This is a genomic window from Stutzerimonas kunmingensis, assembly GCF_032106285.1.
GTDB lineage: Bacteria > Pseudomonadota > Gammaproteobacteria > Pseudomonadales > Pseudomonadaceae > Stutzerimonas > Stutzerimonas kunmingensis_B.
The window spans coordinates 17159-42744 of the sequence record NZ_DAMCPO010000016.1 but is presented as its reverse complement, the minus strand read 5'-3'; the positions used below and the strand labels follow the sequence as shown (position 1 = coordinate 42744).

Genomic DNA, 25586 nt, shown 5'->3' with positions numbered 1-25586 from the left:
CCATGCTCAGGAGTGCCATCTATGACGCTTTCGCCCTTCCACCTTGCCATTCCCGTCCACGATCTGGCCGCCGCCCGCACCTTCTACGGCGAGGCGTTCGGCTGCGCCGAGGGCCGCAGCAGCGAACACTGGGTGGATTTCGATTTCTTCGGCCACCAGCTGGTGATCCACGAAGCGCCGAAGATGCCGCATCAGGAGGCGGCCCACAGCAACCCGGTGGATGGCCACGACGTGCCGGTGCCGCATTTCGGCGTGGTGCTTGGCTGGGAACAATGGGAGGCACTGGCCGAGCGGCTGAAGGCGCGCGGCACGCGCTTCGTCATCGAGCCCTACGTGCGCTTCCAGGGCCAGGTCGGCGAACAGGCGACCATGTTCCTGCTCGACCCCTGCGGCAATGCGCTGGAGTTCAAGGCGTTCAAGGACATGAGTCAGCTGTTCGCCAAGTGAGCAGGATCAGCCGCGCTCGGCGATGTGCTGGTCCTTGAGCTTCACGTAGTTGCCGGCGGTGTAACTGAAGAAGCTGCGCTCCTTTTCGGTCAGCGGACGGGCCTGCTTTACCGGGCTGCCAACGTAGAGATAGCCGCTTTCCAACGTCTTGCCCGGCGGCACCAGGCTGCCGGCGCCGATAATCACTTCATCCTCGACCACCGCGCCGTCCATCACGATCGAGCCCATACCGACCAGGATGCGATTGCCCAGGGTGCAGCCGTGCAGGGTGACCTTGTGGCCGACGGTGACTTCGTCGCCGATGGTCAGCGGAAAGCCGTCGGGGTTGTAAGGGCCGGCGTGGGTGATGTGCAGCACGCTGCCGTCCTGGATGCTCGAGCGTGCGCCGATGCGGATGCGGTGCATGTCGCCGCGGATCACCGTCAGCGGCCAGACCGAGCTGTCGGCGCCGATCTCGACATCGCCGATGACCACCGCGGAGTCGTCGACGAACACGCGCTCGCCCAGTTGTGGAGTGCTGTTGTGGTAGCTGCGTATCGCCACGATAGAAACCTCTTTGGCTGCGGGGAGGGCCGATTGTAATTAAGATGGCCGGCATCGCCGCGTTAAACCAGAGCTGAGCAGCATGCCGCCTGGCGTGGTCAGAGTTAACTACCGGCTGCTTGCCCGGGGGCGCGTTTCGTCGCCCGGCGTTGAAAAAGCGCGGCAGCGCGTCCATCTAGGACATCTGCCTGCGCGCTGGCCTGTCCAGCCTCGCTCCAGTGAGCGGCCTGCAATCCTCTTCGTCACAAGGTGTCCCCGTGAGCGCGAACAATCCCCTGCTGCAAGAATTCGACCTGCCGCCCTACTCCGAGATTCGCCCGGAGCACGTCGAGCCGGCCATCGACACCATCCTCGGTGACAACCGTGTGGCGATCCAGGAACTGCTCAGCCGCCCGGCCGAGAGCCTCGACTGGCAGACCCTGGTGGTCGGCCTCGACGAGCTGAACGATCGCCTCGCGCGGGCCTGGGGGCCGGTCGGTCATCTCAATTCCGTGTGCAACAGCCCGGAATTGCGCACCGCCTATGAGGCCTGCCTGCCCAAGCTGTCGGCCTACTACACCGAACTCGGACAGAACCGCGACCTGTTCGAGGCCTACCAGGCACTGGCTGCAAACCCCGCGGCGGCTGGCTTCGAAGTGGCGCAAAAGACCATCCTCGAGCATTCGCTGCGCGACTTCCGCCTGTCCGGTATCGACCTGCCGCCGGTGGAGCAGCAGCGCTTCGGTGCCATCCAGATGAAGCTCGCCGAGCTCGGCAGCAAGTTTTCCAACCAGCTGCTGGACGCCACCCAGGCCTGGACCCGGCACATCACCGACGAAAGCCTGCTGGCCGGCATCACCGATTCGGCCAAGGCGCAGATGGCCGAGGCAGCCAAGGCCAAGGGCCTCAACGGCTGGCTGATCACCCTGGAATTCCCCAGCTACTACGCGGTGATGACCTACGCCGACAACCGCGACCTGCGCGAAGAGGTCTACACCGCCTACTGCACCCGCGCCTCGGACCAGGGCCCGAACGCCGGGCAGTTCGACAACGGTCCGGTAATGGCCGAGATCCTCGAGCTGCGCCATGAGCTGGCCGGGCTGCTCGGCTACGGCAACTTCGCCGAACTGTCGCTGGCGACCAAGATGGCCGAATCCACCGAACAGGTGCTGAGCTTCCTGCGCGACCTGGCGGTACGCAGCAAGCCGTTCGCCGAACGTGATCTGGCCGAACTGCGCGCCTTCGCCGCCGAGCAGGGTCTGGACGATCTGCAGAGCTGGGACCTCGGCTACTACGCCGAGAAGCTGCGCCAGCAGCGCTACAGCCTGAACCAGGAAGAACTGCGCGCCTACTTCCCGATCGACAAGGTGCTGTCCGGGCTGTTCTGTATCGTCCAGCGCCTGTACGGCATCGAGATTCACGAGCTGGAAGGCTTCGACGGCTGGCATCCGGAAGTGCGCCTGTTCGAAATCACCGAGAACGGCCAGCACGTCGGGCGCTTCTTCTTTGATCTCTACGCGCGGCCGAACAAGCGCGGTGGCGCCTGGATGGACGGCGCGCGCGACAAGCGCCGCACCGCTGACGGCACGCTGCAGACACCGGTGGCCAACCTGGTGTGCAACTTCACCCCGCCGGTGGGTGAGCGCCCGGCGCTGCTGACTCACGATGAAGTCACCACGCTGTTCCACGAGTTCGGCCATGGCCTGCATCACCTGCTGACCCAGGTCGAGCACGCCGGTGCCTCGGGCATCAATGGCGTGGCCTGGGATGCGGTGGAGCTGCCGAGCCAGTTCATGGAGAACTGGTGCTGGGACCCCGAAGGCCTGGCGCATATCTCCGGTCATTACCAGACCGGCGAGCGCCTGCCGCAGGACAAACTGGACATGATGCTGGCGGCGAAGAACTTCCAGTCCGGCATGATGATGGCGCGCCAGCTTGAATTCTCCCTGTTCGACTTCGAACTGCACGCCACCCATGGCGACGGTCGCAGCGTGCTGCAGGTACTCGAGCACATCCGCGACGAGGTCTCGGTGATGCGCCCGCCGGTCTACAACCGCTTCCCCAACAGCTTTGCGCACATCTTCTCTGGCGGTTACGCGGCCGGTTACTACAGCTACAAGTGGGCCGAGGTGCTGTCGTCCGATGCCTTCTCGCGCTTCGAGGAAGAAGGCGTGTTCAACTCCGAGACCGGGCGCGCCTTCCGCGAGGCGATCCTGGCCCGTGGCGGCTCCCAGGAGCCGATGGTACTGTTCGTCGATTTCCGAGGCCGCGAGCCGTCCATCGACGCCCTGCTGCGCCACCTCGGGCTGGTAGCGGAGGCCGCGGCATGAACGACGAAGTAACCCGTGTCACCACCAAGCGCTTCATCGCCGGGGCCGTGTGCCCCGCGTGCAGCGGTACGGACTGCATCAAGATGTGGGACGTCGACGGTGTGCCGCACCGCGAATGCATCGACTGCGGCTACGCCGACACCCTCAACGCCCAGGGCCAGTCGGTACCGATGGAGCTGGGCACGCGGGTGAACAAGGTCCAGCCCAAGCCGGCCAACCCGCAGGTACAGTCGGTGCAGTTTTTCCCTAATCCGAAGTTGAAGAAGCCCGAGTAGCCACTGTGCTGCACCTGACCTGCGGCGACCTGGCCGGCGACAGCGTACGTGCGCTGCTGGCCAGGCTCGAGCCCGAGATACAGGTGCGGGTGTTGCGCGACGACCTGGCTGTCGGACCGCTGAATGACGTGGATCGTGCGCCTTGCGCTGCTCGCGCCACATTCTGGGAGCAGGTCTGGCCCGCAGAGGTGGCGCCACGCCCGGTGTTCGCCGATGAGCTAGCGGCTGATGCACTCTGGCTAGCCAACCTAGCCAAACAGGCTGCAGCCGTAACGGTTTGGCACGGCGACAGCGCATCCGAACAGCTACTGCTGGCTCGCATCGCCGCTCTGCTGCAGGGCTCCAGCTGCGGGTTGCACGAAGTCGCTTGCGGCACCGGAGACAGCCGCGCCGGCCAGCGCAAGGCGGTGTCCATGCATTCGCCCGAGGCACTGGCGGCGCTATACAGCCCACAGACGGTTCCCGCGTCTCGCCAGGCTGAACTCGCTGCGGTCTGGCACGAGCAGTGCGCCAGCACGCATGCCATTCGCCGCTGGTTCGAGGGGGCGTTTCGGGGCGAAGACTATCGGCTGATCGACGCGGCGCTGGTCGCTGCCAGCCCCGACGAATTCGCTCCGCTGGCGCGTGCGATGGCCGAGGTCATGAGCCATTGCGACGGCTTCTTTCCCACAGATTTCTTCATCTACTGGCGCGTCCGCGTACTGGTTGCCGCAGGGCGTCTGGAGATCCAGGGCGATCCAACAGCCGCTTACCGTGATCTGCAGATGCGCCGAGTCTTGAGGTGAAAGGCTCAATACCGAGCCATCTGCTTCGCGGCCAGGACTCGGCGCGCCCAGCCTCTAAAACAAAGAACCCGCCAAGTGGCGGGTTCCTTTTTTGTACCAGTCCAAATCAGCCTTCGGCCTTCGGGGTCGCCCGCCCCGGCTGCGGCGGCGAAGCAAACAGGCGCTTGAGCTTCATCGCCGGCGCTTCGATCAGGTGCCAGGACAGCGCGGCGAGGATCAGCGTCGGCACGAAGGCGATCAGCGTCAGGCCGAGCACGCCGACCTGCGGACCGAACAGGTAGATGGTCAGCTGCTGGAACGGGAAGGCGTAGATGTACAGGCCATAGGAGAAATCGCCGTACTTGCCGAAACGCGAGATCAGCGGCAGCGGCGCGTAGGCCAGATAGAGCACCAGATACGGCAGTGCGATGAAGTAAACCAGCGGGCCGATGTCGGTACGGAAGGTTGCCACCAGCGCGGCGAACAACAACGCCGCGATCCAGCCGCGCCAGGGGATGTCGTCGCGATAGAGGAACAGTGCCGAGCCGCTGTAGTACAGCAGCCCCAGTTTGAAGATGTTCTTGATGAAGTAGGAATCGATACCCAGCTTGCCCAGCAGCCAGAAATGCCCGACGGCGAGCACGGCAATCGGCAGGAAGATCAGCCGGCGCGTGAGGAAACCGGTCAGCCCGAGAATCATCACGCCGATGTACATCAACACTTCCAGCGGCAACGTCCACAGCGAGCCATTGACCACGTCGGGGTAGACGTTGCCGATGAATACGCCGGGCAGCTCGTAGCGTGTCACCAAGAGGATGTTCTGCAGATAGGTCCAGGTGCCGTCGGCCGCGAGATACTGGCCGAGGGTCAAATGGGTGACCAGCGGCCCAATGACAAACACCGAGAGCAATACCGCGACGATCAACGCCGGAAAGATGCGCAGCGCCCGCTTGATCAGAAAGCTTTTCGGGCTGCTGCTAGCCAGCCAGGACGAGGCAATCAGATAGCCGCTCATGACGAAGAAGATGCCGACGGCGATCGAGCCGCCCTTTTCGTAGCCGGTGAGCAACGTCAGGGGTTCATCTCCACGGCGGCCAACCAGCGGATAGCTGTGGGCGAACAGCACCAGCGCCGCAGCGAAGAAGCGCAGGAAGTCGAAATTATTCTCCCGGGTGTGGAAAGAGCCGGTGGGATGCATGGTCTGCTCCTGACGAGTAACGGCAGTGACTAAGAAAAGGGGCGCACGCAAACGGTGCATGCCGGTACTGCCGGATCGGTCGCGCGTCGCGCTCCGATCGTCCTTGTTGTTTGCCGGCCGGTGCCACGACAGGCGTCGCTCACGCGTGCAAGCGTTACCCGGTCAGCCCCTTTGTCCCGAGCGGGAGGCAAATGTTCCCGAGCCAGCCGACAGGCGGTAGCAAGCAGCGTCGATCAGCGGCGCTGGCGCGCTGTCGCCGAGGCGATTACTGTATGCATGAACAGTAACTGGATCGATTCCCATGAGTTTCCCCCGTGCCACACCACGCGGCCGCGGTACTGCGATCAACCCGGACAACCGTTTCGCCCCGACACGCAGCGAGGCGTACGACGACGGCTGGGAACAGGACGTGCCGCCGACCCAGGCCACCGAAGTGCGATTCGAGACGGCCAAGAGCGTACTGACCCGCAACCAGTCGCCAGACGTGGGTTTCGATCGCTCGGTCAATCCCTATCGAGGCTGCGAACACGGTTGCATCTACTGCTTTGCGCGGCCCAGTCACGCCTATTGGGACCTGTCGCCCGGCATCGATTTCGAGACGCGGCTGATCGCCAAGACCAACCTCGCCGAGCGCCTCGCACAGGAACTCTCCAAGCCGGGCTACGTGCCGCAACCGATCGCGCTGGGGGTGAATACCGACGCCTATCAGCCGCTGGAGCGCGAGCAGCGTCTGACGCGCCATGCGCTGGAGATCCTGCTGCGCTTCAAGCACCCGGTGCACATCATTACCAAGGGTTCGCTGGTGCTGCGCGATCTCGATCTGCTGGTGCCGTTGGCCGAGCAGCAGCTGGTCAGCGTCTCCGTCAGCCTGACCACGCTGGACGACGAACTGAAACGCATCATGGAGCCGCGCGCAGCCTCGCCCTCGGCGCGCCTGAGGGTGTTGCGCACCCTGCATGAGGCTGACGTGCCGGTCAGCGTGATGTGCGCGCCGATGATTCCGATGATCAACGACATGGAGCTGGAGCACCTGCTCGAAGCCGCCCGCGAGGCCGGTGCGCGCTCGGCCGGCTATGTGCTGCTGCGCCTGCCCCACGAAGTGGCGACGCTGTTCGATGAATGGCTGCAGGAGCATTTTCCGCAGCGCGCTGCCCATGTCATGAGCCTGGTGCGCCAGTCGCGCGGCGGCAAGGATTACGACAGCCGCTTCGGCAGCCGCATGCGCGGTGAAGGCCAATTCGCCCAGCTGCTGGCGCAACGCTTTCAGCTGGCGTGCAAGCGCCTGGGCTTCAATCGACGGGATCAGAACTACGGCCTGGATTGCAGCCGTTTTGCCGTGCCGGGTTCGCAGATGTCGTTGCTCTGAGACCTCGAAAGCGCCGCCAGCGCCATCACTACGACAGCAATCAGAAAGCCGCAAATGCTCGTTCTAGAGCGGCTCGTTCAGTTTCAGTTAAGTCTCGCTGACTAGCCTCGGGGCAAATGTGACCAGCCAGTCACCAGCCGCACGACCGGCCTGGATGAGTGCTGGCATGCCTTGCCCTGCATCAGGAGACCACCCATGCGTGAAATATTCACCGCTCGCGCCGAGCGCAACGAACCATCCGCACGTGGCGAAAGCGCCGACGAATCCTTCGCCCATCTGGTCGATGGCTTTCGCCGCTTTCGCACCGAGGTCTATCCCGAACAGCAGGCGCTGTTCGCCCGCCTGGCCAGGGCCCAGCAGCCGCGTGCGATGTTCATCACCTGCGCCGACTCGCGCATCGTTCCCGAGCTGATCACCCAGAGTTCGCCCGGCGACCTGTTCGTCACCCGTAACGTCGGCAATGTGGTGCCACCCTACGGCCAGATGAACGGTGGCGTCTCCAGCGCCATCGAGTACGCGGTGATGGCGCTCAACGTGCAGCACATCATCGTCTGCGGGCATTCCGACTGCGGCGCGATGAAAGCGGTGCTCGACCCCAGCGGCCTGCAGCGGATGCCCACGGTGAAGGCCTGGCTGCGTCATTGCGAAGTGGCGCGCAGCCTGGTGGAGCAGAACTGCAGCTGCGCCGCCGGCGAAGCCCTGGGCGTGCTCACCGAAGAGAACGTGGTGGCCCAACTCGACCACCTGCGCACCCATCCCTCGGTCGCCGCGCGCCTCGCCGGCGGTCAGCTGTCGATCCACGGCTGGGTCTATTGCATCGAGACCAGCGAAATCCTCGCCTACGACGCCACCAGCGGCCGTTTCGCGCCGCTGGACGGCGACGGCCCGCTGCCAGTAGCAACGCCCACGCCGCGCTACCTGCAGGCCTGAACCGCCGGCCGCAAGGCATTGGCTGTCGCTTCAGGCGACGCCCCGGGGGTGTCGCCGCGTGTCGAGGTTTTTTGAATGAATGCACAAACACTGCCGCGTGACCTGATGGCGTCCGTGGTGGTTTTTCTGGTGGCCCTGCCGTTGTGCATGGGCATCGCCATCGCCTCGGGCATGCCGCCCGCCAAAGGCGTGATCACCGGCATCGTCGGCGGGCTGGTGGTGGGTTGGCTGGCCGGTGCACCCCTGCAGGTCAGCGGCCCGGCCGCCGGACTCACGGTGCTGGTGTTCGAACTGGTGCAGCAATACGGAGCGGCCATGCTCGGGCCGATCCTGCTACTGGCCGGTGCACTGCAGCTGCTGGCCGGGCGGCTGAAGCTGGGTTGCTGGTTCCGCGTCACCGCGCCGGCGGTGGTCTACGGCATGCTGGCCGGCATCGGCATCCTCATCGTGCTGTCGCAGTTGCACGTGATGCTGGACGGGCAGCCGGAAGCCTCCGGACTGGACAATATCGGCGCCTTTCCCGCCGCGTTATGGGCCGCGCTGCCGTTTTCCGGCGGCGGTAACGGACTGATCGCCGCATCTCTCGGCCTGCTGACCATCGCCTGCATGTGGGCATGGGATCGGCTCAAGCCGCAGCGCCTGCGCCTGCTGCCCGGCGCGCTGCTGGGTGTCGCGGCGGCAACGCTGGCGGGGCTGTGGCTGGGGCTCGACGTGCGCCGTGTCGAGGTGCCGGACAATCTCGCCGATGCCATCAGCTGGCTGCAACCGGCCGATCTGCTGGCCTTCGCCGATCCCGGTCTGCTGGTCGCGGCGCTGGCCGTGGCCTTTATCGCCAGCGCCGAAACCCTGCTTTCCGCCGCGGCGGTCGACCGCATGCACCAGGGTCCGCGCGCCGATTTCGACCGCGAGCTCACCGCTCAGGGCATCGGCAACATGCTCTGCGGCGTGCTCGGCGCGCTGCCGATGACCGGCGTGATCGTGCGCAGCTCGGCCAATGTGCAGGCCGGTGCGCGCACGCGGCTGTCGGCCATGCTGCACGCGCTCTGGCTGCTGGCCGCGGTGGTGCTGCTGGCCGCGCTGCTGGAGCAGATTCCAATCGCCAGCCTGGCCGGTGTGCTGGTCTACACCGGGCTCAAGCTGATCGACCTGAACGCGCTGCGCCAGCTCGGCCGCTACGGGCGCATGGCCATGCTGATCCATCTCGCCACGACGCTGACCATCGTCGCCACCGACCTGCTGACCGGCGTGCTGCTGGGCTTCGCGCTGACCCTGGGGCAACTGGCCTGGCAGGCTTCGCGGCTGAGGGTCACGGTGGTGCAGGAAGGCCGCCGGGTCGAACTGCGCATGCAGGGCGCAGCGACCTTTCTGAAGGTGCCGCGACTGGCCCGCGCGCTGGAGGGCGTGCCGAAGAATGCCTGCGTGCATGTGCCGATGACGCACCTGCAGTACATCGATCATGCCTGCATGGAGCTGCTGGAAGAATGGCAGCGCGCCAACCAGGCCAGCGGCGCACGGCTGATCATCGAGCCGCGGGCACTGACGCGGCGGGTCGAAGGTCGCCGGCGACAGGCCGTGCATCTTGCCGCGGCGGCCGACGGGAACTAATCAGGGCGACCAGCCCCCTCATCTTTCAGACACGACCACGCACAACGTGCACCTAGCCGGCAGCGCATCGGGTAAGCCCATGCGCTGCCGGCGCTTCTGGAGGATTGAATTGGACGTTTATATCGACCTGCTGCAATGGCCGGCCATGGTGGTCACGGTGATCGCCGCCTGGCTGATCGGCTCGCTGCAGCCCGGCCGGCGCTTCGTCGGCTTCTGCTGTTTTCTGCTGAGCAACCTGCTCTGGGTGATCTGGGGCTGGCACGCCGAGGCGTGGGCGCTGATCACCCTGCAGGTCTGCCTGGCGCTGATGAACCTGCGTGGGGTGAAGAAGAACGATGCTCCCACACAGCCCGAGCCAGACGCGCCCCGCGCTTAAATTGCCAGAGTGGGATCGCTGTCTATACTCCGAATCGTAGGCGTACCTGATTGAGTTCCGACTGCGCGTGCAAGCGTTCATGTCGCCAGCGAGCGTTTCGCGGGTGGCGTTGGGCAGAATCGGACCGATCGAAAACGTAGCTGGCATGACGGGAATGGTTTCCCCGGCCAGCCGATTTTCGGCGGTGCGATGGCGGTCGGCGGGATAACAAGAATCATAAGGGGAACCCGCAATGTCTCGACATCCATGCATCTGGATGGGGCTTGGGCTTTCGGCAATATTTGGCCAGGCCCAGGCGGCCTGGGACGTGAACATGCGCTCCGGCGCCACCGACGTCAGCCGTTCGGTGTTCGATCTGCACATGACGATCTTCTGGATCTGTGTGGTCATCGGCGTGCTGGTATTCGGCGTGATGATCTGGTCGATGGTCGCGCACCGCCGCTCCAAGCGTCAGCATTCCGCTCACTTCCACGAAAACACCCGCGTCGAGGTGCTCTGGACGGTCATCCCGCTACTGATCCTGGTGGGCATGGCGATCCCGGCGACGCGCACGCTTATCCACATCTACGACTCCAGCGAATCGGACGTCGACGTGCAGATCACTGGCTACCAGTGGAAGTGGCACTACAAGTACCTGGGCGAGGATGTGGAGTTCTTCAGCAACCTCACTACGCCACGCGAGCAGATCAACAACCAGGCGCCCAAGGGTGAAAACTACCTGCTGGAAGTCGACGAGCCGCTGGTGATTCCCGCCGGCGCCAAGGTGCGCTTCCTAATCACCGCGGCAGACGTCATCCACTCTTGGTGGGTGCCGGATCTGGCGGTGAAGAAGGACGCCATCCCCGGCTTCATCAACGAATCCTGGACCCGCGTCGAAGAGCCCGGCATTTACCGTGGCCAGTGCACCGAGCTGTGCGGCAAGGACCATGGCTTCATGCCGGTGGTGGTGGAGGTCAAATCCGCTGAGGACTACGCCGCCTGGCTCGGCGAGAAGAAAGCAGAGGCCGCCAAGGTGGCTGAACTGACCAGCAAGGACTGGACGCTGGCGGAACTCACCGAACGCGGCGAGAAGATCTACCAGACCTCGTGCGCGTCCTGTCACCAGGTCGGCGGCGAAGGCATCCCGCCGATGTTCCCGGCCCTCAAGGGCTCGGCTATCGCCACCGGCGATATCGAGGCGCACATCAACATCGTCGTCAACGGCAAGCCGGGCACCGCCATGGCGGCCTTCGGCAAGCAGCTGTCGGAAGTCGACCTGGCCGCGGTCATCACCTACGAGCGCAACGCCTGGGGCAACGAGACCGGCGAAATGGTCACGCCGAAAGACGTGCTCGACTTCAAACAGGCCGAAGAAGCCACCCAGTAAGAGGATTCGGTGATGAGTGCAGTGATCGACGATCATGGTCATGCCGGACATGACCACCACCACGGCCCGGCCAAGGGTCTCTCGCGCTGGCTGCTGACCACCAACCACAAGGACATCGGTTCGATGTACCTGTGGTTCAGCTTCTGCGCCTTCCTGCTCGGCGGCTCGATGGCCATGGTCATCCGCGCCGAGCTGTTCCAGCCGGGCCTGCAGATCGTGCAGCCGGAATTCTTCAACCAGATGACCACCATGCACGGCCTGATCATGGTCTTCGGCGCGGTGATGCCGGCCTTCGTCGGCCTGGCCAACTGGATGATCCCGCTGATGATCGGCGCGCCGGACATGGCGCTGCCGCGGATGAACAACTTCAGCTTCTGGCTGCTGCCGGCAGCATTCGGGCTATTGGTCTCGACGTTGTTCATGGAGGGTGGCGGGCCTAACTTCGGCTGGACCTTCTATGCGCCGCTGTCGACCACCTACGCGCCGGAATCGGTGACCTTCTTCATCTTCGCCATCCACTTGATGGGCATCAGCTCGATCATGGGGGCGATCAACGTGATCGCCACCATCCTCAACCTGCGTGCGCCAGGCATGACCCTGATGAAGATGCCGCTGTTCGTCTGGACCTGGCTGATCACCGCCTTCCTCTTGATCGCGGTGATGCCGGTGCTGGCGGGCGTGGTGACCATGATGCTGATGGACATCCACTTCGGCACCAGCTTCTTCAGCGCGGCCGGTGGCGGCGACCCGGTGCTGTTCCAGCACGTGTTCTGGTTCTTCGGCCATCCCGAGGTGTACATCATGATCCTGCCGGCCTTCGGCGCGGTCAGCTCGATCATCCCGGCGTTCAGCCGCAAGCCGCTGTTCGGCTACACCTCGATGGTCTACGCCACCGGGGCGATCGCCTTCCTCTCCTTCATCGTCTGGGCGCACCACATGTTCACCGTCGGCATCCCGCTGACCGGCGAGCTGTTCTTCATGTACGCCACCATGCTGATCGCCGTACCCACCGGGGTGAAGGTGTTCAACTGGGTGTCGACGATGTGGCGCGGCTCGCTGACCTTCGAGGCGCCGATGCTGTTCGCCGTGGCCTTCGTCATCCTCTTCACCATCGGCGGTTTCTCCGGGCTGATGCTGGCCATCGCCCCGGCGGACTTCCAGTACCACGACACCTACTTCGTGGTGGCGCACTTCCACTACGTGCTGGTGCCGGGAGCGATCTTCGGCATCTTCGCCTCGGCCTACTACTGGCTGCCGAAGTGGACCGGGCACATGTACGACGAGACCCTGGCCAAGCTGCATTTCTGGATGAGCTTCATCGGCATGAACCTGGCGTTCTTTCCGATGCACTTCGTCGGCCTGGCCGGCATGCCGCGGCGCATCCCCGACTACAACATGATGTTCGCCAACTTCAACATGGTCTCCAGCGTCGGCGCCTTTATGTTCGGCGCCACCCAGCTCTTGTTCCTGTTCATCGTCATCAAGTGCATCCGCGGCGGCGTACCGGCACCAGCCAAGCCCTGGGACGGCGCCGAGGGGCTGGAATGGAGCGTGCCCTCGCCGGCGCCCTACCACACCTTCCAGACACCGCCGGACATGAGCGATGTGCACGAGCACCGCAAGGGCACCGGCGGGGAGCTGACGCCGTGAGCAGGCAACAGGGCGTCGCTGGCAGGCCCGGCCGGGTCTGCCAGGTCGACCGCGAAAAGGCCCGCTCCCACCAAACAGGGAGGCTCTCATGAACGAGTCCCTGCCCACCCGACGCCTGGTCCGCCGCCTGCTGTTCGTCGTGGTCGGCATGTTCGGTTTCGGCTTCTTGCTGGTGCCGATCTACGACGTCATGTGCCAGGCGTTCGGCATCAACGGCAAGACCGCCGGCGCCTACACCGGCTCGCAGAGCGCCGACGCGGCGCGGGCGGTGCGGGTGCAGTTCCTCGCCACCAACGCCGCCGGCATGCGCTGGGAGTTCGGCCCGCTGGCCGACCAGCTCAGCGTGCACCCGGGCGCCAGCCAGGAGATTCGTTTCGTCGCCTACAACCCGACCGACAAGCCGATGACCGCGCAGGCGATCCCCAGCGTCTCGCCGTCGCGGGCGGCGGCCTACTTCCACAAGACCGAATGCTTCTGCTTCACCCAGCAGGTCTTGCAACCGGGCGAGCGCATCGAAATGCCGGTGCGCTTCATCGTTGATCGCGACCTGCCCGCCGACGTGCACAACCTGACCCTTGCCTACACGCTGTTCGACATCACGTCCCGCCAGCCGCCGGTGGCCGTCAACGCCACATCGGCCCCGGCCAAGGAGAGTCTGCAATGAGCCAACAGACCACCCACGAGCAGTATTACGTTCCTGATCAGAGCAAATGGCCGATCATCGCCACCATCGCCCTGCTGGTCACCTTCTACGGCCTGGGCAGCTGGTTCAACGACCTGAAAGCCGGGCGTGACGAGTCCAGCGGGCCGATGATCTTCTTCGTCGGCGCCCTGCTGATCGCCTACATGATGTTCGGCTGGTTCGGCGCTGTGGTGAAGGAAAGCCGCGCCGGGCTGTACAGCGCACAGATGGACCGCTCGTTCCGCTGGGGCATGAGCTGGTTCATCTTCTCGGAGGTGATGTTCTTCCTCGCCTTCTTCGGCGCGCTCTTCTACATCCGCTACTGGGCCGGCCCCTGGCTGGCCGGCGAAGGCGACAAGGGCATCAGCAACATGCTCTGGCCCGGCTTCGAATACACCTGGCCGCTGCTCAACACCCCAGATCCCAAGCTCTATCCGGCACCAGAAGGCACCATCAGTGCCTGGGGCCTGCCGCTGATCAACACCATCCTGCTGGTCAGCTCCAGCTTCACCCTGACCTGGGCGCACCACGCGCTGCGTAAGAACAATCGCCAGCACCTGAAGATCGGCCTGGCGCTGACCGTGCTGCTCGGCGCCACGTTCCTGGTCCTGCAGATCGAAGAATACGTACATGCCTACACCGAACTCGGGCTGACCCTGGGCTCAGGCATCTACGGCGCGACCTTTTTCATGCTAACGGGCTTTCACGGTGCCCACGTGACCATGGGCGCGATCATCCTCACGGTGATGCTGGTGCGCATCCTGCGCGGGCATTTCAGCCCGGAACAGCACTTCGGCTTTGAGGCGGCGGCCTGGTACTGGCACTTCGTCGACGTGGTGTGGATCGCGCTGTTCGTCTTCGTCTATGTGATCTAGCGAATCAGAAACCAAAGGCGGGGCGCAGCTGCCCCGTATAGAAACCCCAGCCAATCAGCGCAACGGTCAGTGCGCTGAGGCTGACCCGGATGAACAGGGCCGTGATCACGCGGGAGGTGCGGCCCTCGTCCCTGACCAGGAAGAACAACCCACTGAACAGACTGACCAGCGTGGCCACTAACAACAGAACGATCGCCGCCTCGAGCATGAGCGATTCCACGACAGGGGTATTGGGGGTGGAGTATAGCCAGCCGTATCGACACATCAGGCTGCCGGGCATGAGCGGCTTCAGGCCGGGGCTGCTGCCTACCCTGCTGGTGCTGGCCATGCTGCCGGTACTGGTCTGGCTGGGCTTCTGGCAGCTGGAGCGCGGCGAACAGAAGCGCGATCTGCTGGCACGCCAGGAGGCGAGGCAGCAAGCTGCGCCGCTGTCACCGGAGCAGATCGAAAGCAGCGCCCAGCCGGCCTTTTCCCGCGTGCATCTGCAGGGTCGTTTCGATGCCGAGCACAGCTTCCTGCTCGACAGCCGCACCCGTGACGGCCAGGTTGGCGTAGAGTTGCTGCAGCCCTTTCATGACGAGCTCAGCGACCGTTGGGTAATGGTCAACCGCGGCTGGATTCCCTGGCCCGATCGCCGCGTGCCGCCGGCCTTCGACACACCAGCGCAGTCTTTGAAGCTCGCTGCCTGGGTCTACGTACCGCCAGGAAAGCCGTTCATCTTCAGCCACCGCACGGCCGAGGGCTGGCCGCGCCTGATCAACCACGTCGACATCGAGGCGATGTGGCAGCAGGCCGGCCGCGAAGGCGTGATCCATGAATTGCGTCTGGAGCCCGGCCCCAGCGCCTACCGCGCCGATTGGGCGATCACCAGCATGCGCCCGTCGCAGCATCTGGGCTACGCCGTGCAGTGGTTCGCCCTGGCGGCGGCCCTGCTGGCACTGTTCATCTACTTCGGCGTGCATCAGGCACGGGAGAAGCACAGTGACGACGATGAATCCAACCCTTGCCGGCCGTGAGCCGAAGCGCGGCCGCGGCCGCGGCCGGCTGCAACTGCTGCTGATTCTCGGCGTCGTGCTGGGGCCGATGCTCCTGGCCTCGGCCATGTATCGCTTCGGCTTCTGGGTACCGCAGACCCGCAGCTACGACGGCGTGCTGATCGCCAACGGCCAGGACCGCGCAGCCATCGGCGTGACTGCAGCCGACTCCGAACGCCGCTGGGAGCTGCTGGTCACCGCCCCGCAGGGCTGTGAAACGCAGTGCCAGCAGCTGGTCTATCTGGCCCGCCAGATCAATATCGGCCTGGCCCGCGAAGCGGCCCGCGCCAGCCACGCACTGGCCAGCGCCACCGCTCTGGACGAAGCCTACGAGCAGCGCCTGCGCCGCGAATACCCGCAATTGCAACGCCATGGCCTCGACGCCGCCGCCTATGCCCGCAACCCTGAGGCGCCAGCCACGCCACAGCTTTGGATCGTCGATCCGCACGGCAACCTGGTGCTGCGATACGACGCCGGCGCCGACGGCAAGGCAATCCTCGATGACCTGAAATACCTGCTGAAGATCTCGCAGATCGGCTGACGCACTCTGCCGCTTCGCTGGGGTCCCAAACTGGCCGCCCAAGGAGAAACCGATGGCCAAACCCGGATACCGCCTCGCCCTGATCGCCACGCTGCTGGCGGTGGTGGTCGTGCTGCTCGGTGCTTATACGCGGTTGACCCACGCCGGCCTCGGCTGCCCTGACTGGCCAGGCTGCTACGGTTTTCTCGCCGTGCCCATGAGCGAGCAAAAGCAGAACCTCGCCGCGCTGCGCTTTCCCGAGGCGCCACTGGAAGTGACCAAGGGCTGGAACGAGATGATCCATCGCTACTTCGCCGGCGCGCTGGGGCTGGTGATTCTCGCCATGGCGGCGCAGGCGATACGCCGTCGCGGCCAGCCCGGGCAGCCGGTGAAGTTGCCGCTGCTACTGCTCGCGGTGGTCATCGCCCAGGCGATCTTCGGCATGTGGACAGTGACCCTGCAGCTCTGGCCGCAGGTGGTTACCGCGCATCTGCTCGGCGGCTTCACCACCCTCAGCCTGCTGTTTCTGCTGTGCCTGCGGCTGTCCGGTGCACTTGCTCCGTTGCCGGCCGTAGACGGTCGTCTGCGCAAATTCGCCGGCATCGCCATGCTCGCGGTGGTCGCCCAGATCGCCCTCGGCGGCTGGGTCAGCAGCAACTATGCGGCCGTCGCCTGCACCGACTTCCCCACCTGCCATGGCGAATGGTGGCCGCGGATGGACTTCGCCAACGCCTTCAACCTGACCCACCACGACATCGGCCCGAATTACCTCGGCGGCCTGCTCTATGGCGAGGCACGCACGGCCATCCATGTCAGCCACCGCATCGGCGCGCTGTGCGTGACGCTGGTGTTGCTGCTGCTGGCCGCCATGCTCATGCGCCGAGGACTCGGCCGGCTGGCCGGGCTGCTCATCGCCGCGCTGGCGCTGCAGGTCGGGCTGGGCATCAGCAACGTGGTGTTCAACCTGCCGCTGGCGGTCGCCGTAGCTCACAACGGTGGCGGCGCCGCACTGCTGCTGGTGCTGGTACTGGTCAATTACCGGCTGCGCCAGCCTGCACCTGCCAGCCGGCAAACCGAGCCAGCATCGATTTCGAACACGACGGGGCAGCTCGATCTGCCCTGCGCATGACCACAAGGAGAACCCCCATGGCGACTCTACTCAGCGAACGCAGCGCCCAGGCCAGCTGGCGCGACTACCTGGAGCTGACCAAGCCGAAGGTGGTGCTGCTGATGCTCATCACCTCGCTGGTGGGCATGTTCCTCGCCACCCGCGCCGGCGTGCCCTGGACGGTGCTGCTGTTCGGCAACCTCGGCATCGCCCTGTGTGCCGGCGGCGCAGCGGCGGTGAACCATGTGGTGGACCGGCAGATCGATTCGGTGATGGCCCGCACCCACAAGCGGCCCTTGGCCGAAGGCCGGGTCTCGCCAGCGGCGGCACTGACCTTCGCCTTCGTCCTCGGCGTCAGCGGACTGGCCCTGCTGCTGACATTCACCAATGCCCTCGCCGCCTGGCTGACGCTGGCCTCGCTGATCGGATATGCGGTGATCTATACCGGCTTTCTCAAACGCGCCACGCCGCAGAACATCGTCATCGGCGGACTCGCCGGCGCCGCACCGCCACTGCTCGGCTGGGTCGCGGTGACCGGCCAGGTCACCGCCGAACCGCTACTGCTGGTGCTGATCATCTTCGCCTGGACGCCGCCGCACTTCTGGGCGCTGGCGATTCACCGCAAGGACGAGTACGCCAAGGTCAACGTGCCGATGCTGCCGGTGACCCACGGCGTGCACTACACCAAGGTGCATATCCTGCTCTACACGGTGATGCTGCTGGCGGTCAGCTTCATGCCGTTCGCCATTCACATGAGCGGCCCGCTGTACCTCGCCGCCGCAGCGTTGCTGGGTGCACGCTTCCTCTACTGGACGATCGCGCTGTACCGCGACAGCCGGCCACATGCGGCAATCAAGACCTTCAAATTCAGCATCTGGTACCTGTTCGCGCTGTTCATCGCGCTGCTGGTTGATCATTATCTGCTGCTCGATTTCTAGTGGCCTGTGCGGTGAGTGGGTTGAGACAAGTTCGGGTGAACATGGCTCCGAGACAAGGCGCTGCGACGAGTCATAGCGAGCTATGGCAAGGAGCAGCAACGCAGTATCGGGGCCATGGGCGCCGAAATTGACCAACTGAGCTCACCAAACAGGCCTCCCAGCTGCACTAAGGACATCCATGACCCGCATCCAGAAAACCGTCTTCATTCTCGTGGCGCTGATCGCGCTGGTCGTCGGGCTGACGGTTTCCAAGGTGCTCAACAGCCAGCGCCAGTTCGACCCCACGCAGTTGCTGGATGCCGGCATCGTCGTGCTGCCGCAGAGCCGCACGGTGCCGCCGCTGAGCCTGACGGACCAGGACGGCGAAGCGGTAAAGGTGGACGAACTGGACGGGCAGTGGACGCTGCTGTTCTTCGGCTACACCTTCTGCCCGGACATCTGCCCCACTACCCTGGCCGAACTGCGCCAGCTCAACGGCATGCTGCCGGACGCCGTGCGCGACCAGCTGCGCATCATCCTCGTCAGCGTCGATCCGAATCGCGACACACCGGAAAAACTCAAGGAATACCTCGGCTACTTCAACGCCGGTTTCCAAGGGCTTACCGGCCCGCTGGACGATATCCAGACCCTGGCCAACGGCGTCGGCATTCCCTTCATACCCGGCGATACCAGCAAGGAAAACTATACCGTCGACCACAGCGGCAACCTGGTCCTGATCGGCCCGGATGGTCGGCAGCAGGGCTTTATCCGCTCGCCTTTGCGGGTGCAGAAACTGGCCGAGCAGTTGCCTGAGCTGGTCAAGCAGGCGGAGTGAGGAAAGCGAGCCTGTTGGCGTTCGCGGAGTACGGACCATAGCTGGCGCTGGGCCTGGAAGCCCGCCCCCTCTAGCCCTCTCCCCAAGGGGCGAGGGGACTGTTCGATGATGGCGCAGGCTCTGGCGAATCAACACCCGGCCCAGAGGCGGCACGCTTCGGACGTCAGCACGGCGCAGCAACCATCTTTGGCTGCACAATCATCGAACACTGCCGTAATACTCACATACCTCTGCGATCCAACCCCCTCGCCCCTCCGGGACGGCTGGGGCGCCCAGCATAGGGTTGAGGGGACGCTTCACCTCATGACCATCATGGCTCACCGACCGAACTTACCGACGCCGCGCTTCCCCTGCGAGGTTCACGCAGCACCGCGCTGATGCGTGCTCGTCGCTTGCGCCACCAGATCACCACACCGGTGACCGACAACACCGCGATCGCCACGCCCAGCACGGCGATGAGGATGCGCCCTGGTAGGCCGAGGATGCGCCCGCCATGGATCGCCGGCTGCAGCAGATGGAACTGCTGCCCCAGCGTGCCCTGGCCGGGAATCTCCTGCCCCAGCAGACGACCGTCGGTGCCATGGAAGAACAGCCAGGCGTTGCCCTGGTTGCTGTCGTGCTCGCCAAAGCCGGCGCCGTAGAAGTTGTATTCGAAGCTGTAGTACAGCTCGGTGATCGCTTCGGTCAGGCCGAGCTCGGCGGCGTGCTGCATGGCGTAGTCGTACGCCTGGTGGAAGTCGTAAGCGGTGGTGCCCAGTTGCTCAGCCGGCATCCGCCCGCGGGCCTCGTAGACGCTCGGCTCAACAGGCGAGAACAGCGATACCACCGGCTTGAACACCTGCTCCGGCAGGTTCATCGCCACGCTGCTGACCGCCACCGGCGTGAGCAGCAGCCACAGCCACAGGCCGCCTGCGCGGTGCACGTCGTGATTCATGCGCTGGCGCTTGATCTTCCAGGACGTCCACCACTTGGAAAAGAATGGCCGGCCACGAGGAAAGGTCAGCACCAGCGAGACGAAGCAATCGATCACCCAGGCGATCGCTACGATACCCATCAACCACAGCCCCCAGTTGCCCGGCAACGACAGGTTGTAGTGAAACTCGAGGATGAAGGGCACGAAGTTCTTGCGCGAGAAGCAGCATTCGCCCCAGTAGCGCGTGCCCACCGGGTGGCCGCTCACCGCATCGATGTACTGCACCACCGGGCGCTCGCCGTACGGCTTGCCAGTCGCCGGATCGTTACGCGGCACCAGCGCCATCAAAGCGGCGTGACCGGGCTCACTGGGAAACTCCATGTACCAGACCTGCATACGCGGGTTGGCCTGCTCGACGCGTTCCACCAGCGTCCCCGGCGCCAGCACCGGACCCTCGCTGGTGGTGTGGTAGAACTCCGGGTTGAGCCATTCGTCCAGCTCGTGATGGAAGGCCAGGATGCTGCCGGTAATGCCGGCGAGAAACAGGAAGATCGCCGTGGCCAGGCCGATGTAGCGGTGCAGGAGCACGAGAATGGAACGCATCGTCGGTTGTCCGTCCTTCAGAAAGCACAAAGCCGCCGGCCTTTGGGGGCCGGCGGCTGTTATCGGTCAGAATTCATAGCTGACCGTGGCGGTGACATTGCGCTCCTCACCCATATAGCAGTAGTTCAGGCTGCTGCCGCAGGCCGCGACGTACCTTTTGTCGGTGAGATTGTTGGCATTCAAGCGTACCTCTGCCCCAGGCAGCCCCACGTTGGCGAGGTCGTAGCCGATGGCCGCGTCGAAGAGCGTGTAGGACGGAATACGCTGCGTGTTCTCGGCATCAGCCCAGCTCTTGCCGACATAGCGAATGCCCGCACCGGTGCTCAGCCCCGCCAGGCGATCGACGAAACGGTAGTCCGCCCAGAGCGAGGCCATGTGGCGCACGGATTGGGTCGGGGTATTGCCCTTGTTATCCAGAGTGCTGTCCACCGCACTGAACACCGACTTCGAGTATTCGATATCAGTGAAGGTGTAGCTGCCTAGCAAGCGCAAGCTTTCCGTCACCTGAAGACGTGCTTCGAGTTCCAGGCCCTGGAAGCGGACAGCCCCGACCGGACGGAAGAAGTTCTCATCGGGCAGTTTGGAGGCGAGGTTCTCCTGCTCGATATGAAACAGCGAAGCGGTGTACAGGTCATCGTGTCCCACCGGCTGATACTTGATGCCCAGCTCCCACTGGGTGCCTTCGGTGGGTTCGAGCGGATTGCCACTGGCGTCGGCGGTCGAGTTCGGGTTGAACGACTGCGAATAGCTGAGATACGGCGCCACACCGTTGTCGAACAGATACAGCACGCCGGCGCGAGAGGTCAGCTGCCTGGAATCCTTACCGGACGACGTCCCCGTGGCCGCCGTTTCCACCTCGGTTTCGACCCAGTCCTGGCGCACGCCCAGGGACAAGCGCCAGCGGTCGAGTTCGATCAGGTCCTGCATGTACAGGCCCGTCTGCTCCAGCCGGCGGGTCTGGACGAAGGGCGCGCCGGGCGTCACCGGTGCGCCGTACACCGGGTCGAAGGCATCGAGGTTGGCCGCAGCCGCGCCGTAATAGGCCACATTCGATTTTCCGCGCTGGTAGTCGATCCCGGTGATCAGGGTGTGGCGAGCTGCACCGGTGTCGAATTCGGCCTGCAGCATGTTGTCGATGATCCACGAATGCAGGCGCTCATCCGCACCGGTATACGCGCGTGCCAGTTCCGAGGAATTCCCGTTCCATCCCATGCCATAGACCTGCTCGGACTCCACTTCCGAGTCCAGGTAGCGGAAGTTCTGGCGCATCGACCACGTATCGTCGAAGCGGTGCTCGAACTGGTAACCGAGCATCTGCTGGGTGCGCTCGAATTTTTCGTGATCGGGCTCCCCCTCGAAGAGGCCATCGGCGAGATAGCGTCCATTGCGCCGGTACAGGGTGCCTTCGGCAGGCAGGCCTCCGTGATAACCGCTTTCCGGGTCGTGCTGCAGATAGGCCTGCAAGGTAAGCGCGGTATCGGCAGAAAAGTCGATACGCAGGGAGGGCGCCACGGCGTAGCGTTGCGACTCGACATGGTCGTATTGGGTATCACCTTTTTCGGCCAGGCCGACCAGCCGGTAGGACAACATACCGTCATCGTCCAGCGGCCCGCCCAGATCAACGCCGATGCTTTTCTGCGCATTGCTGCCTAAGGTCGCCTGTACCTGGCGATACGCCTTGGCGGTGGGCTGCTTGCTGGTCATGGCTACCAGGCCGCCAGGCAGGCTGCGTCCGTAGAGCACGGACGACGGGCCTTTCAATACGTCGATACGCTCCAGGAAATAGGGGTCGATCTGCATGGTGCTGTAGGTGCCGGCATCCCCCATGACTTTGAGGCCGTCTAGGTAGAGGTTATCCACCGAGCCATCGTTAAAACCGCGCATGGCCACGTAATCGTAGCGGCTCGTTGCGCCGTAGGGGCTGCTCATCACACCGGGTGTATAGCGCAGCGCCTGAGCGACCGTCAGCGAGCCCTGATCATCCATCTGCTGGCGTGTAACTACAGAAACCGACTGTGACGTTTCCAGCAACGGCATGCTCGTCTTGGTCGCCACGCTGCTGTGGGTCGCGTTGTAGCCTTCCATCGAACCCAGCGCGTTGCCCAGGGCGAAACCTTCGACGGTCATCGGTTGCAGTTCGACGGCATCGGTCTGCGCGCTGCGGCGCGCTAGCGAGTAGTTGCCCTGGCTGTCGCGGACGGCTTGCAGGCCGCTACCCTGCAGCAACGCAGCGAAACCGGCGTCAACGCCGTACTGCCCTTGCAGGCCGTTGCTGTCCATGCCCTGCAGCAGGCTGCCATCCACCGAGAGCAGCACACCTGCTTCACCGGCGAAACGGCTCAGTGTGCTGGAGAGCGGGCCGGCGGGAATGTCGTAGCTGCGCACCACCTGCTGGGTCGCAGACTGCGCCATGGCAGCGCCGGGCACGACGCTGGCCAGTGACAGGCACAGCAGCGCGGCACGAATGCCGAGCGCCAAGGCGCGGGAGCGATTGGGAATGAACGGCAAGGCGGAAGAGCGCATGAATGATCCTGTTCGACGTGACGGGTTTCGTCCTATGCCCGGCCAGTTCGAAGAAAGGGAACTGCAGATGCGAATATTTTTTATTCGTGTCCGTATTGGCTCAAACGCCAGCGCGCTCGGTCGCCGGCTCGAGACTGACCCACCAGGCCATACGTCGCTCGATACGCACCGGCAGCGTGGCGGCCAGCGCGTCCAGCACCCGCTCGGTATCGGCAAGGGGAAATGCCCCGACGACGCGCAGATCGGCGATTCGTGGATCGCAACCGAGGTAGCCGTGGCGATAGCGCGACAGTTCGGCGAGGAAGTCCTCCAGGCGCTGGTTATCGGCCAACAACACGCCGGTGGTCCAGGCCTGGTGCTCGGCGCTGGCCGCCTCGAGCGGTTCGACGCCGCGACTGCCGAACGCCGTCTGCTGCCCGGCCGGGATGCTGGTGATGCCGAAGCCGTCCAGCTGAATATCCACTATTCCGGCGAAGACGCTGACCCGGGTCCGCCCATCGTCCTGGCGCACCGAAAAGCGCGCGGCCTGCTCGCTGTACAACCGCCCTTCGCGGCTGGTGACCAGCAACGGGCGCGCCCGCCGGCTGGCGGGGGCCTCGATCAGCAACTCGCCACGATACAGCGCCAGCTGCCGTGTCTTGGTATCGAAGGCGATATCCAGCGCCGTATCGGTGTTCAGCCACAGGCGTGAGCCATCGGCCAGTTTCATGTCGCGCACCTCGCCCACCGCGGTGCGCTCGTCGGCGGCCCACTGTCGCCACGGCATATGTCCGCTGGCCAGGCTCAGCGCAGTGCCACCGCACAGCACCGACAGCATCTTCAGCGCCTGGCGCCGATTCGATCGGCGGCTGTGCAGAAGCCCACCCGCGCTTCGGCCGACCGGGTCGGCCGCCAGGGGCTGGAACTGCCCGCTGATGCGCTCGACCCGAGCCCACGCGCGGGCATGTTCCGGCTGTTCCAGCCATGCGGACCATGCCTGATGCTCTGCGCGACTGGCCGAGCCGGACTGCAACACGGCGAACCATTTCGCCGCCTCCTGCAGCACGCGGTAATCGATGCCCATCAATCGTCCTCGACCAGCATCAGGCAGTGCAGCATGGCCTGGCTCATGTATTTCTTCACCATACGCTCGGAGACGCCAAGTTCGCTGGCGATCGCCGCGTAGGTCATGCCGTGCAGCTGCGACATCAGGAAGGCACTGCGGACCCGGGTCGGCAGACGCATCAGCATGGCATCGATCTGCAACAGGGTTTCGACGATCAACGCCTGGGATTCGGGCGATGGCACGACCGGTTCCGGCTGCAGGGCAAGCGCATCCAGATAGGCCTGCTCGATCTGCCGACGCCGCCAATGGTTGATCAGCAGCCCCTTGGCGATGGTGTGCAGGTAGGCTCTGGGCTCGCGAATGGCAGCCATGTCCTGATCCTTGCTGAGCACGCGCACGAAGGTATCCTGCGCCAGGTCAGCCGCACGCTGATTGCAGCCCAGCTGCCGACGCAGCCAGCCATTGAGCCAGCCGTGATGATCGGCGTAGAGACGGTGCAGCATCTGTTGCCGAAGCATGCCTTCAGTTGCCATGCGGCCTCCCATGAGCGCAGCAGGCGTTAATGCTAACGCTTCTCAACAACATAAATCCATGGCAATCGCCGCATTTGCTCATCGATCGGATGACCGTCAGCATTTGGCCGGTACTGCGGCGACCGTTCGGCTAGGCTGAGAGGGACATAGCCTCAGGAGCTCAAGCATGATCCGCCCTCTATCACTAGCCGTGTCGTTCAGCCTCTCGCTGGCCCTGCTGCCGGCCCATGCGCAGCAGATCCTGCCGGGCCTGTGGGAATTCAGCAGTGGCGACATCCAGGTGGACGGCCAGCAACTGCCGGCCATGCAGCAGATGATGGAGCAGATGCGCAACCTGCCTGCCGACCAGCGCCGGATGATGGAAGGAATGTTTGCCGCGCATGGTGTGCAGCTGGGCGCCAACGGGGTACGCATCTGCCTGAGCGAGGCGCAGGTGGCGTCGGGAGACTTGCCGTTTCAGGACGATCCGGCGTGCAAGCAGGAGATCACCGAGCGTGGCGATAAGCTGTGGAAATTCAGGTTCGAGTGCCCGGATGCCCAAGGTCAGGGCGAGACGCGCTTCATCAGCAACAAGGAATTCGTCAGCACCGTGGAAAGCCAATACCGCCAGGGCACCGAGACTGGAACGTCACGAATCGAATCCCACGCGCGCTGGATAGCGGACGATTGCGGCGCATTGAAACCGGCTCGTTAGAAGGCAACCGCGGAAATCAGCAGAGGTTCCACGTGAAACCCCTATGGCTGCTGGGCTGGCGTCAGTTCTTCTCCCAGCGGCCCTGGTTGTTCTGTTCGCAGGCGGGCTGGAGAAAGCGCGCATCACTGGCGATGCCGTAATAGTGGATGTCCTGCCGGTACGGCATGTTCGACACCTGCGCGTTGCGGCAGACACCGAAGGCACCGTCCGGGCACTGATCGACGAACTCGACTTCGACCTCGTGATCCTTCAACTGCGGCTGACAGAAGCCGGTGCGGAACAGCTCTGCGGGGATATTGATGTTCGCCTGGCACAGCTTCACTGCCACGCGGTCGTCGTGGCTGTTAATGACGCACGCTTCAGCCATCACGTCGGCAGCGACGAGCAGGCCGCACAGGGCTGTCAGCAAGAACGGTAGCCGCACGATTTCACCTCCCCGAGAACCGCCGGTGACTTTAGCATGAGCCACCGGCCC

At 64.4% G+C, this 25586-nt stretch carries 26 protein-coding genes; 18 read left to right on the top strand and 8 right to left on the bottom strand.

Annotation, left to right across the window (positions count from 1 at the left end):
* Positions 1–21: 21 nt before the first annotated feature.
* Positions 22–447 (top strand): VOC family protein, encoded by a 426-nt coding sequence (locus RT582_RS13955; protein ID WP_044314221.1) that lies wholly within the window; start codon positions 22–24, stop codon positions 445–447.
* Between the two features lie 6 nt (positions 448–453).
* Here RT582_RS13955 and RT582_RS13950 read toward each other — a convergent pair whose 3' ends face one another.
* Positions 454–990, bottom strand: coding sequence for a gamma carbonic anhydrase family protein (locus tag RT582_RS13950; protein ID WP_090522804.1), 537 nt, complete (start codon positions 988–990; stop codon positions 454–456).
* Positions 991–1247: 257 nt separating this feature from the next.
* Between RT582_RS13950 and prlC the strand changes: the two genes are divergently transcribed.
* The 3 genes from prlC to RT582_RS13935 are packed head-to-tail and all read left to right on the top strand — an operon-like array spanning position 1248 to position 4359.
* Positions 1248–3299 carry an oligopeptidase A gene (gene prlC, locus RT582_RS13945; protein WP_313477956.1) on the top strand — a complete coding sequence of 684 codons (2052 nt, stop codon included), beginning with the start codon at positions 1248–1250 and terminating at the stop codon, positions 3297–3299.
* On the top strand, positions 3296–3574 hold the full coding sequence (locus tag RT582_RS13940; RefSeq protein WP_023445743.1) for a YheV family putative zinc ribbon protein: 279 nt from the start codon (positions 3296–3298) through the stop codon (positions 3572–3574). Before prlC ends, RT582_RS13940 begins: the two co-directional genes overlap by 4 nt.
* Before the next feature lie 5 nt (positions 3575–3579).
* Positions 3580–4359, top strand: coding sequence for a DUF1835 domain-containing protein (locus RT582_RS13935; RefSeq protein WP_313477953.1), 780 nt, complete (start codon positions 3580–3582; stop codon positions 4357–4359).
* 106 nt (positions 4360–4465) lie between these two features.
* Here the strand turns inward: RT582_RS13935 and RT582_RS13930 are convergent, their stop codons facing one another.
* Positions 4466–5536 (bottom strand): acyltransferase family protein, encoded by a 1071-nt coding sequence (locus tag RT582_RS13930; protein WP_313477950.1) that lies wholly within the window; start codon positions 5534–5536, stop codon positions 4466–4468.
* A gap of 301 nt (positions 5537–5837) precedes the next feature.
* On the opposite strand from RT582_RS13930, the gene RT582_RS13925 reads away from it, so the two are divergent.
* From RT582_RS13925 to RT582_RS13890, 8 genes are all read left to right on the top strand, one after another.
* The gene (locus tag RT582_RS13925) at positions 5838–6902 is read left to right on the top strand and encodes a PA0069 family radical SAM protein (RefSeq protein ID WP_313477947.1); all 1065 of its coding nucleotides are present in this window, start codon (positions 5838–5840) and stop codon (positions 6900–6902) included.
* Positions 6903–7097: 195 nt separating this feature from the next.
* Positions 7098–7832, top strand: a complete 735-nt coding sequence (locus tag RT582_RS13920; RefSeq protein ID WP_101276634.1) for a carbonic anhydrase — start codon at positions 7098–7100, stop codon at positions 7830–7832.
* Between the two features lie 75 nt (positions 7833–7907).
* A complete protein-coding gene (locus tag RT582_RS13915) occupies positions 7908–9437 on the top strand; it encodes a SulP family inorganic anion transporter (protein ID WP_313477943.1) in 1530 nt (509 codons plus the stop codon).
* Between the two features lie 109 nt (positions 9438–9546).
* On the top strand, positions 9547–9813 hold the full coding sequence (locus tag RT582_RS13910) for a hypothetical protein (RefSeq protein ID WP_003303649.1): 267 nt from the start codon (positions 9547–9549) through the stop codon (positions 9811–9813).
* 232 nt (positions 9814–10045) lie between these two features.
* Entirely contained in the window at positions 10046–11179 is a 1134-nt protein-coding gene (coxB, locus tag RT582_RS13905) for a cytochrome c oxidase subunit II (protein ID WP_014822209.1), read from the top strand.
* A 12-nt stretch (positions 11180–11191) separates the two neighbouring features.
* On the top strand, positions 11192–12829 hold the full coding sequence (gene ctaD / locus RT582_RS13900; RefSeq protein WP_003303652.1) for a cytochrome c oxidase subunit I: 1638 nt from the start codon (positions 11192–11194) through the stop codon (positions 12827–12829).
* An 88-nt stretch (positions 12830–12917) separates the two neighbouring features.
* Positions 12918–13493, top strand: coding sequence for a cytochrome c oxidase assembly protein (locus RT582_RS13895; RefSeq protein WP_003303654.1), 576 nt, complete (start codon positions 12918–12920; stop codon positions 13491–13493).
* A complete protein-coding gene (locus tag RT582_RS13890) occupies positions 13490–14386 on the top strand; it encodes a cytochrome c oxidase subunit 3 (RefSeq protein WP_313477941.1) in 897 nt (298 codons plus the stop codon). Before RT582_RS13895 ends, RT582_RS13890 begins: the two co-directional genes overlap by 4 nt.
* Positions 14387–14390: 4 nt before the next feature.
* Here the strand turns inward: RT582_RS13890 and RT582_RS13885 are convergent, their stop codons facing one another.
* Entirely contained in the window at positions 14391–14594 is a 204-nt protein-coding gene (locus RT582_RS13885) for a twin transmembrane helix small protein (protein WP_313478046.1), read from the bottom strand.
* 70 nt (positions 14595–14664) lie between these two features.
* Here RT582_RS13885 and RT582_RS13880 point away from each other — a divergent pair, with 70 nt between their 5' ends.
* The 5 genes from RT582_RS13880 (at position 14665) to RT582_RS13860 (ending at position 18800) form a co-directional block, all read left to right on the top strand.
* Positions 14665–15402 carry an SURF1 family protein gene (locus tag RT582_RS13880; RefSeq protein ID WP_102833167.1) on the top strand — a complete coding sequence of 246 codons (738 nt, stop codon included), beginning with the start codon at positions 14665–14667 and terminating at the stop codon, positions 15400–15402.
* Positions 15377–15961, top strand: coding sequence for a hypothetical protein (locus RT582_RS13875; RefSeq protein WP_313477938.1), 585 nt, complete (start codon positions 15377–15379; stop codon positions 15959–15961). The genes RT582_RS13880 and RT582_RS13875 overlap by 26 nt, the downstream gene beginning before the upstream one ends.
* 52 nt (positions 15962–16013) lie before the next feature.
* Entirely contained in the window at positions 16014–17069 is a 1056-nt protein-coding gene (locus RT582_RS13870; protein ID WP_313477935.1) for a COX15/CtaA family protein, read from the top strand.
* Positions 17070–17086: 17 nt separating this feature from the next.
* Complete coding sequence (gene cyoE / locus RT582_RS13865; RefSeq protein WP_014822215.1) at positions 17087–17986, top strand: heme o synthase; 900 nt, start codon at positions 17087–17089, stop codon at positions 17984–17986.
* 178 nt (positions 17987–18164) lie between these two features.
* Positions 18165–18800, top strand: coding sequence for an SCO family protein (locus RT582_RS13860; RefSeq protein WP_313477932.1), 636 nt, complete (start codon positions 18165–18167; stop codon positions 18798–18800).
* A 310-nt stretch (positions 18801–19110) separates the two neighbouring features.
* Here the strand turns inward: RT582_RS13860 and RT582_RS13855 are convergent, their stop codons facing one another.
* From RT582_RS13855 to RT582_RS13840, 4 genes are all read right to left on the bottom strand, one after another.
* Positions 19111–20316 carry a PepSY-associated TM helix domain-containing protein gene (locus tag RT582_RS13855; RefSeq protein ID WP_313477931.1) on the bottom strand — a complete coding sequence of 402 codons (1206 nt, stop codon included), beginning with the start codon at positions 20314–20316 and terminating at the stop codon, positions 19111–19113.
* A 66-nt stretch (positions 20317–20382) separates the two neighbouring features.
* Positions 20383–22839, bottom strand: a complete 2457-nt coding sequence (locus RT582_RS13850) for a TonB-dependent siderophore receptor (protein WP_313477927.1) — start codon at positions 22837–22839, stop codon at positions 20383–20385.
* Between the two features lie 100 nt (positions 22840–22939).
* Positions 22940–23902, bottom strand: a complete 963-nt coding sequence (locus RT582_RS13845) for a FecR domain-containing protein (RefSeq protein ID WP_313477924.1) — start codon at positions 23900–23902, stop codon at positions 22940–22942.
* Positions 23902–24417, bottom strand: a complete 516-nt coding sequence (locus RT582_RS13840; protein ID WP_102839093.1) for a sigma-70 family RNA polymerase sigma factor — start codon at positions 24415–24417, stop codon at positions 23902–23904. Before RT582_RS13840 ends, RT582_RS13845 begins: the two co-directional genes overlap by 1 nt.
* Positions 24418–24583: 166 nt before the next feature.
* On the opposite strand from RT582_RS13840, the gene RT582_RS13835 reads away from it, so the two are divergent.
* Complete coding sequence (locus RT582_RS13835; protein ID WP_208217103.1) at positions 24584–25111, top strand: DUF3617 domain-containing protein; 528 nt, start codon at positions 24584–24586, stop codon at positions 25109–25111.
* A gap of 61 nt (positions 25112–25172) precedes the next feature.
* Here RT582_RS13835 and RT582_RS13830 read toward each other — a convergent pair whose 3' ends face one another.
* A complete protein-coding gene (locus RT582_RS13830) occupies positions 25173–25535 on the bottom strand; it encodes an NADH:ubiquinone oxidoreductase (RefSeq protein ID WP_313477921.1) in 363 nt (120 codons plus the stop codon).
* Positions 25536–25586 lie beyond the last annotated feature (51 nt).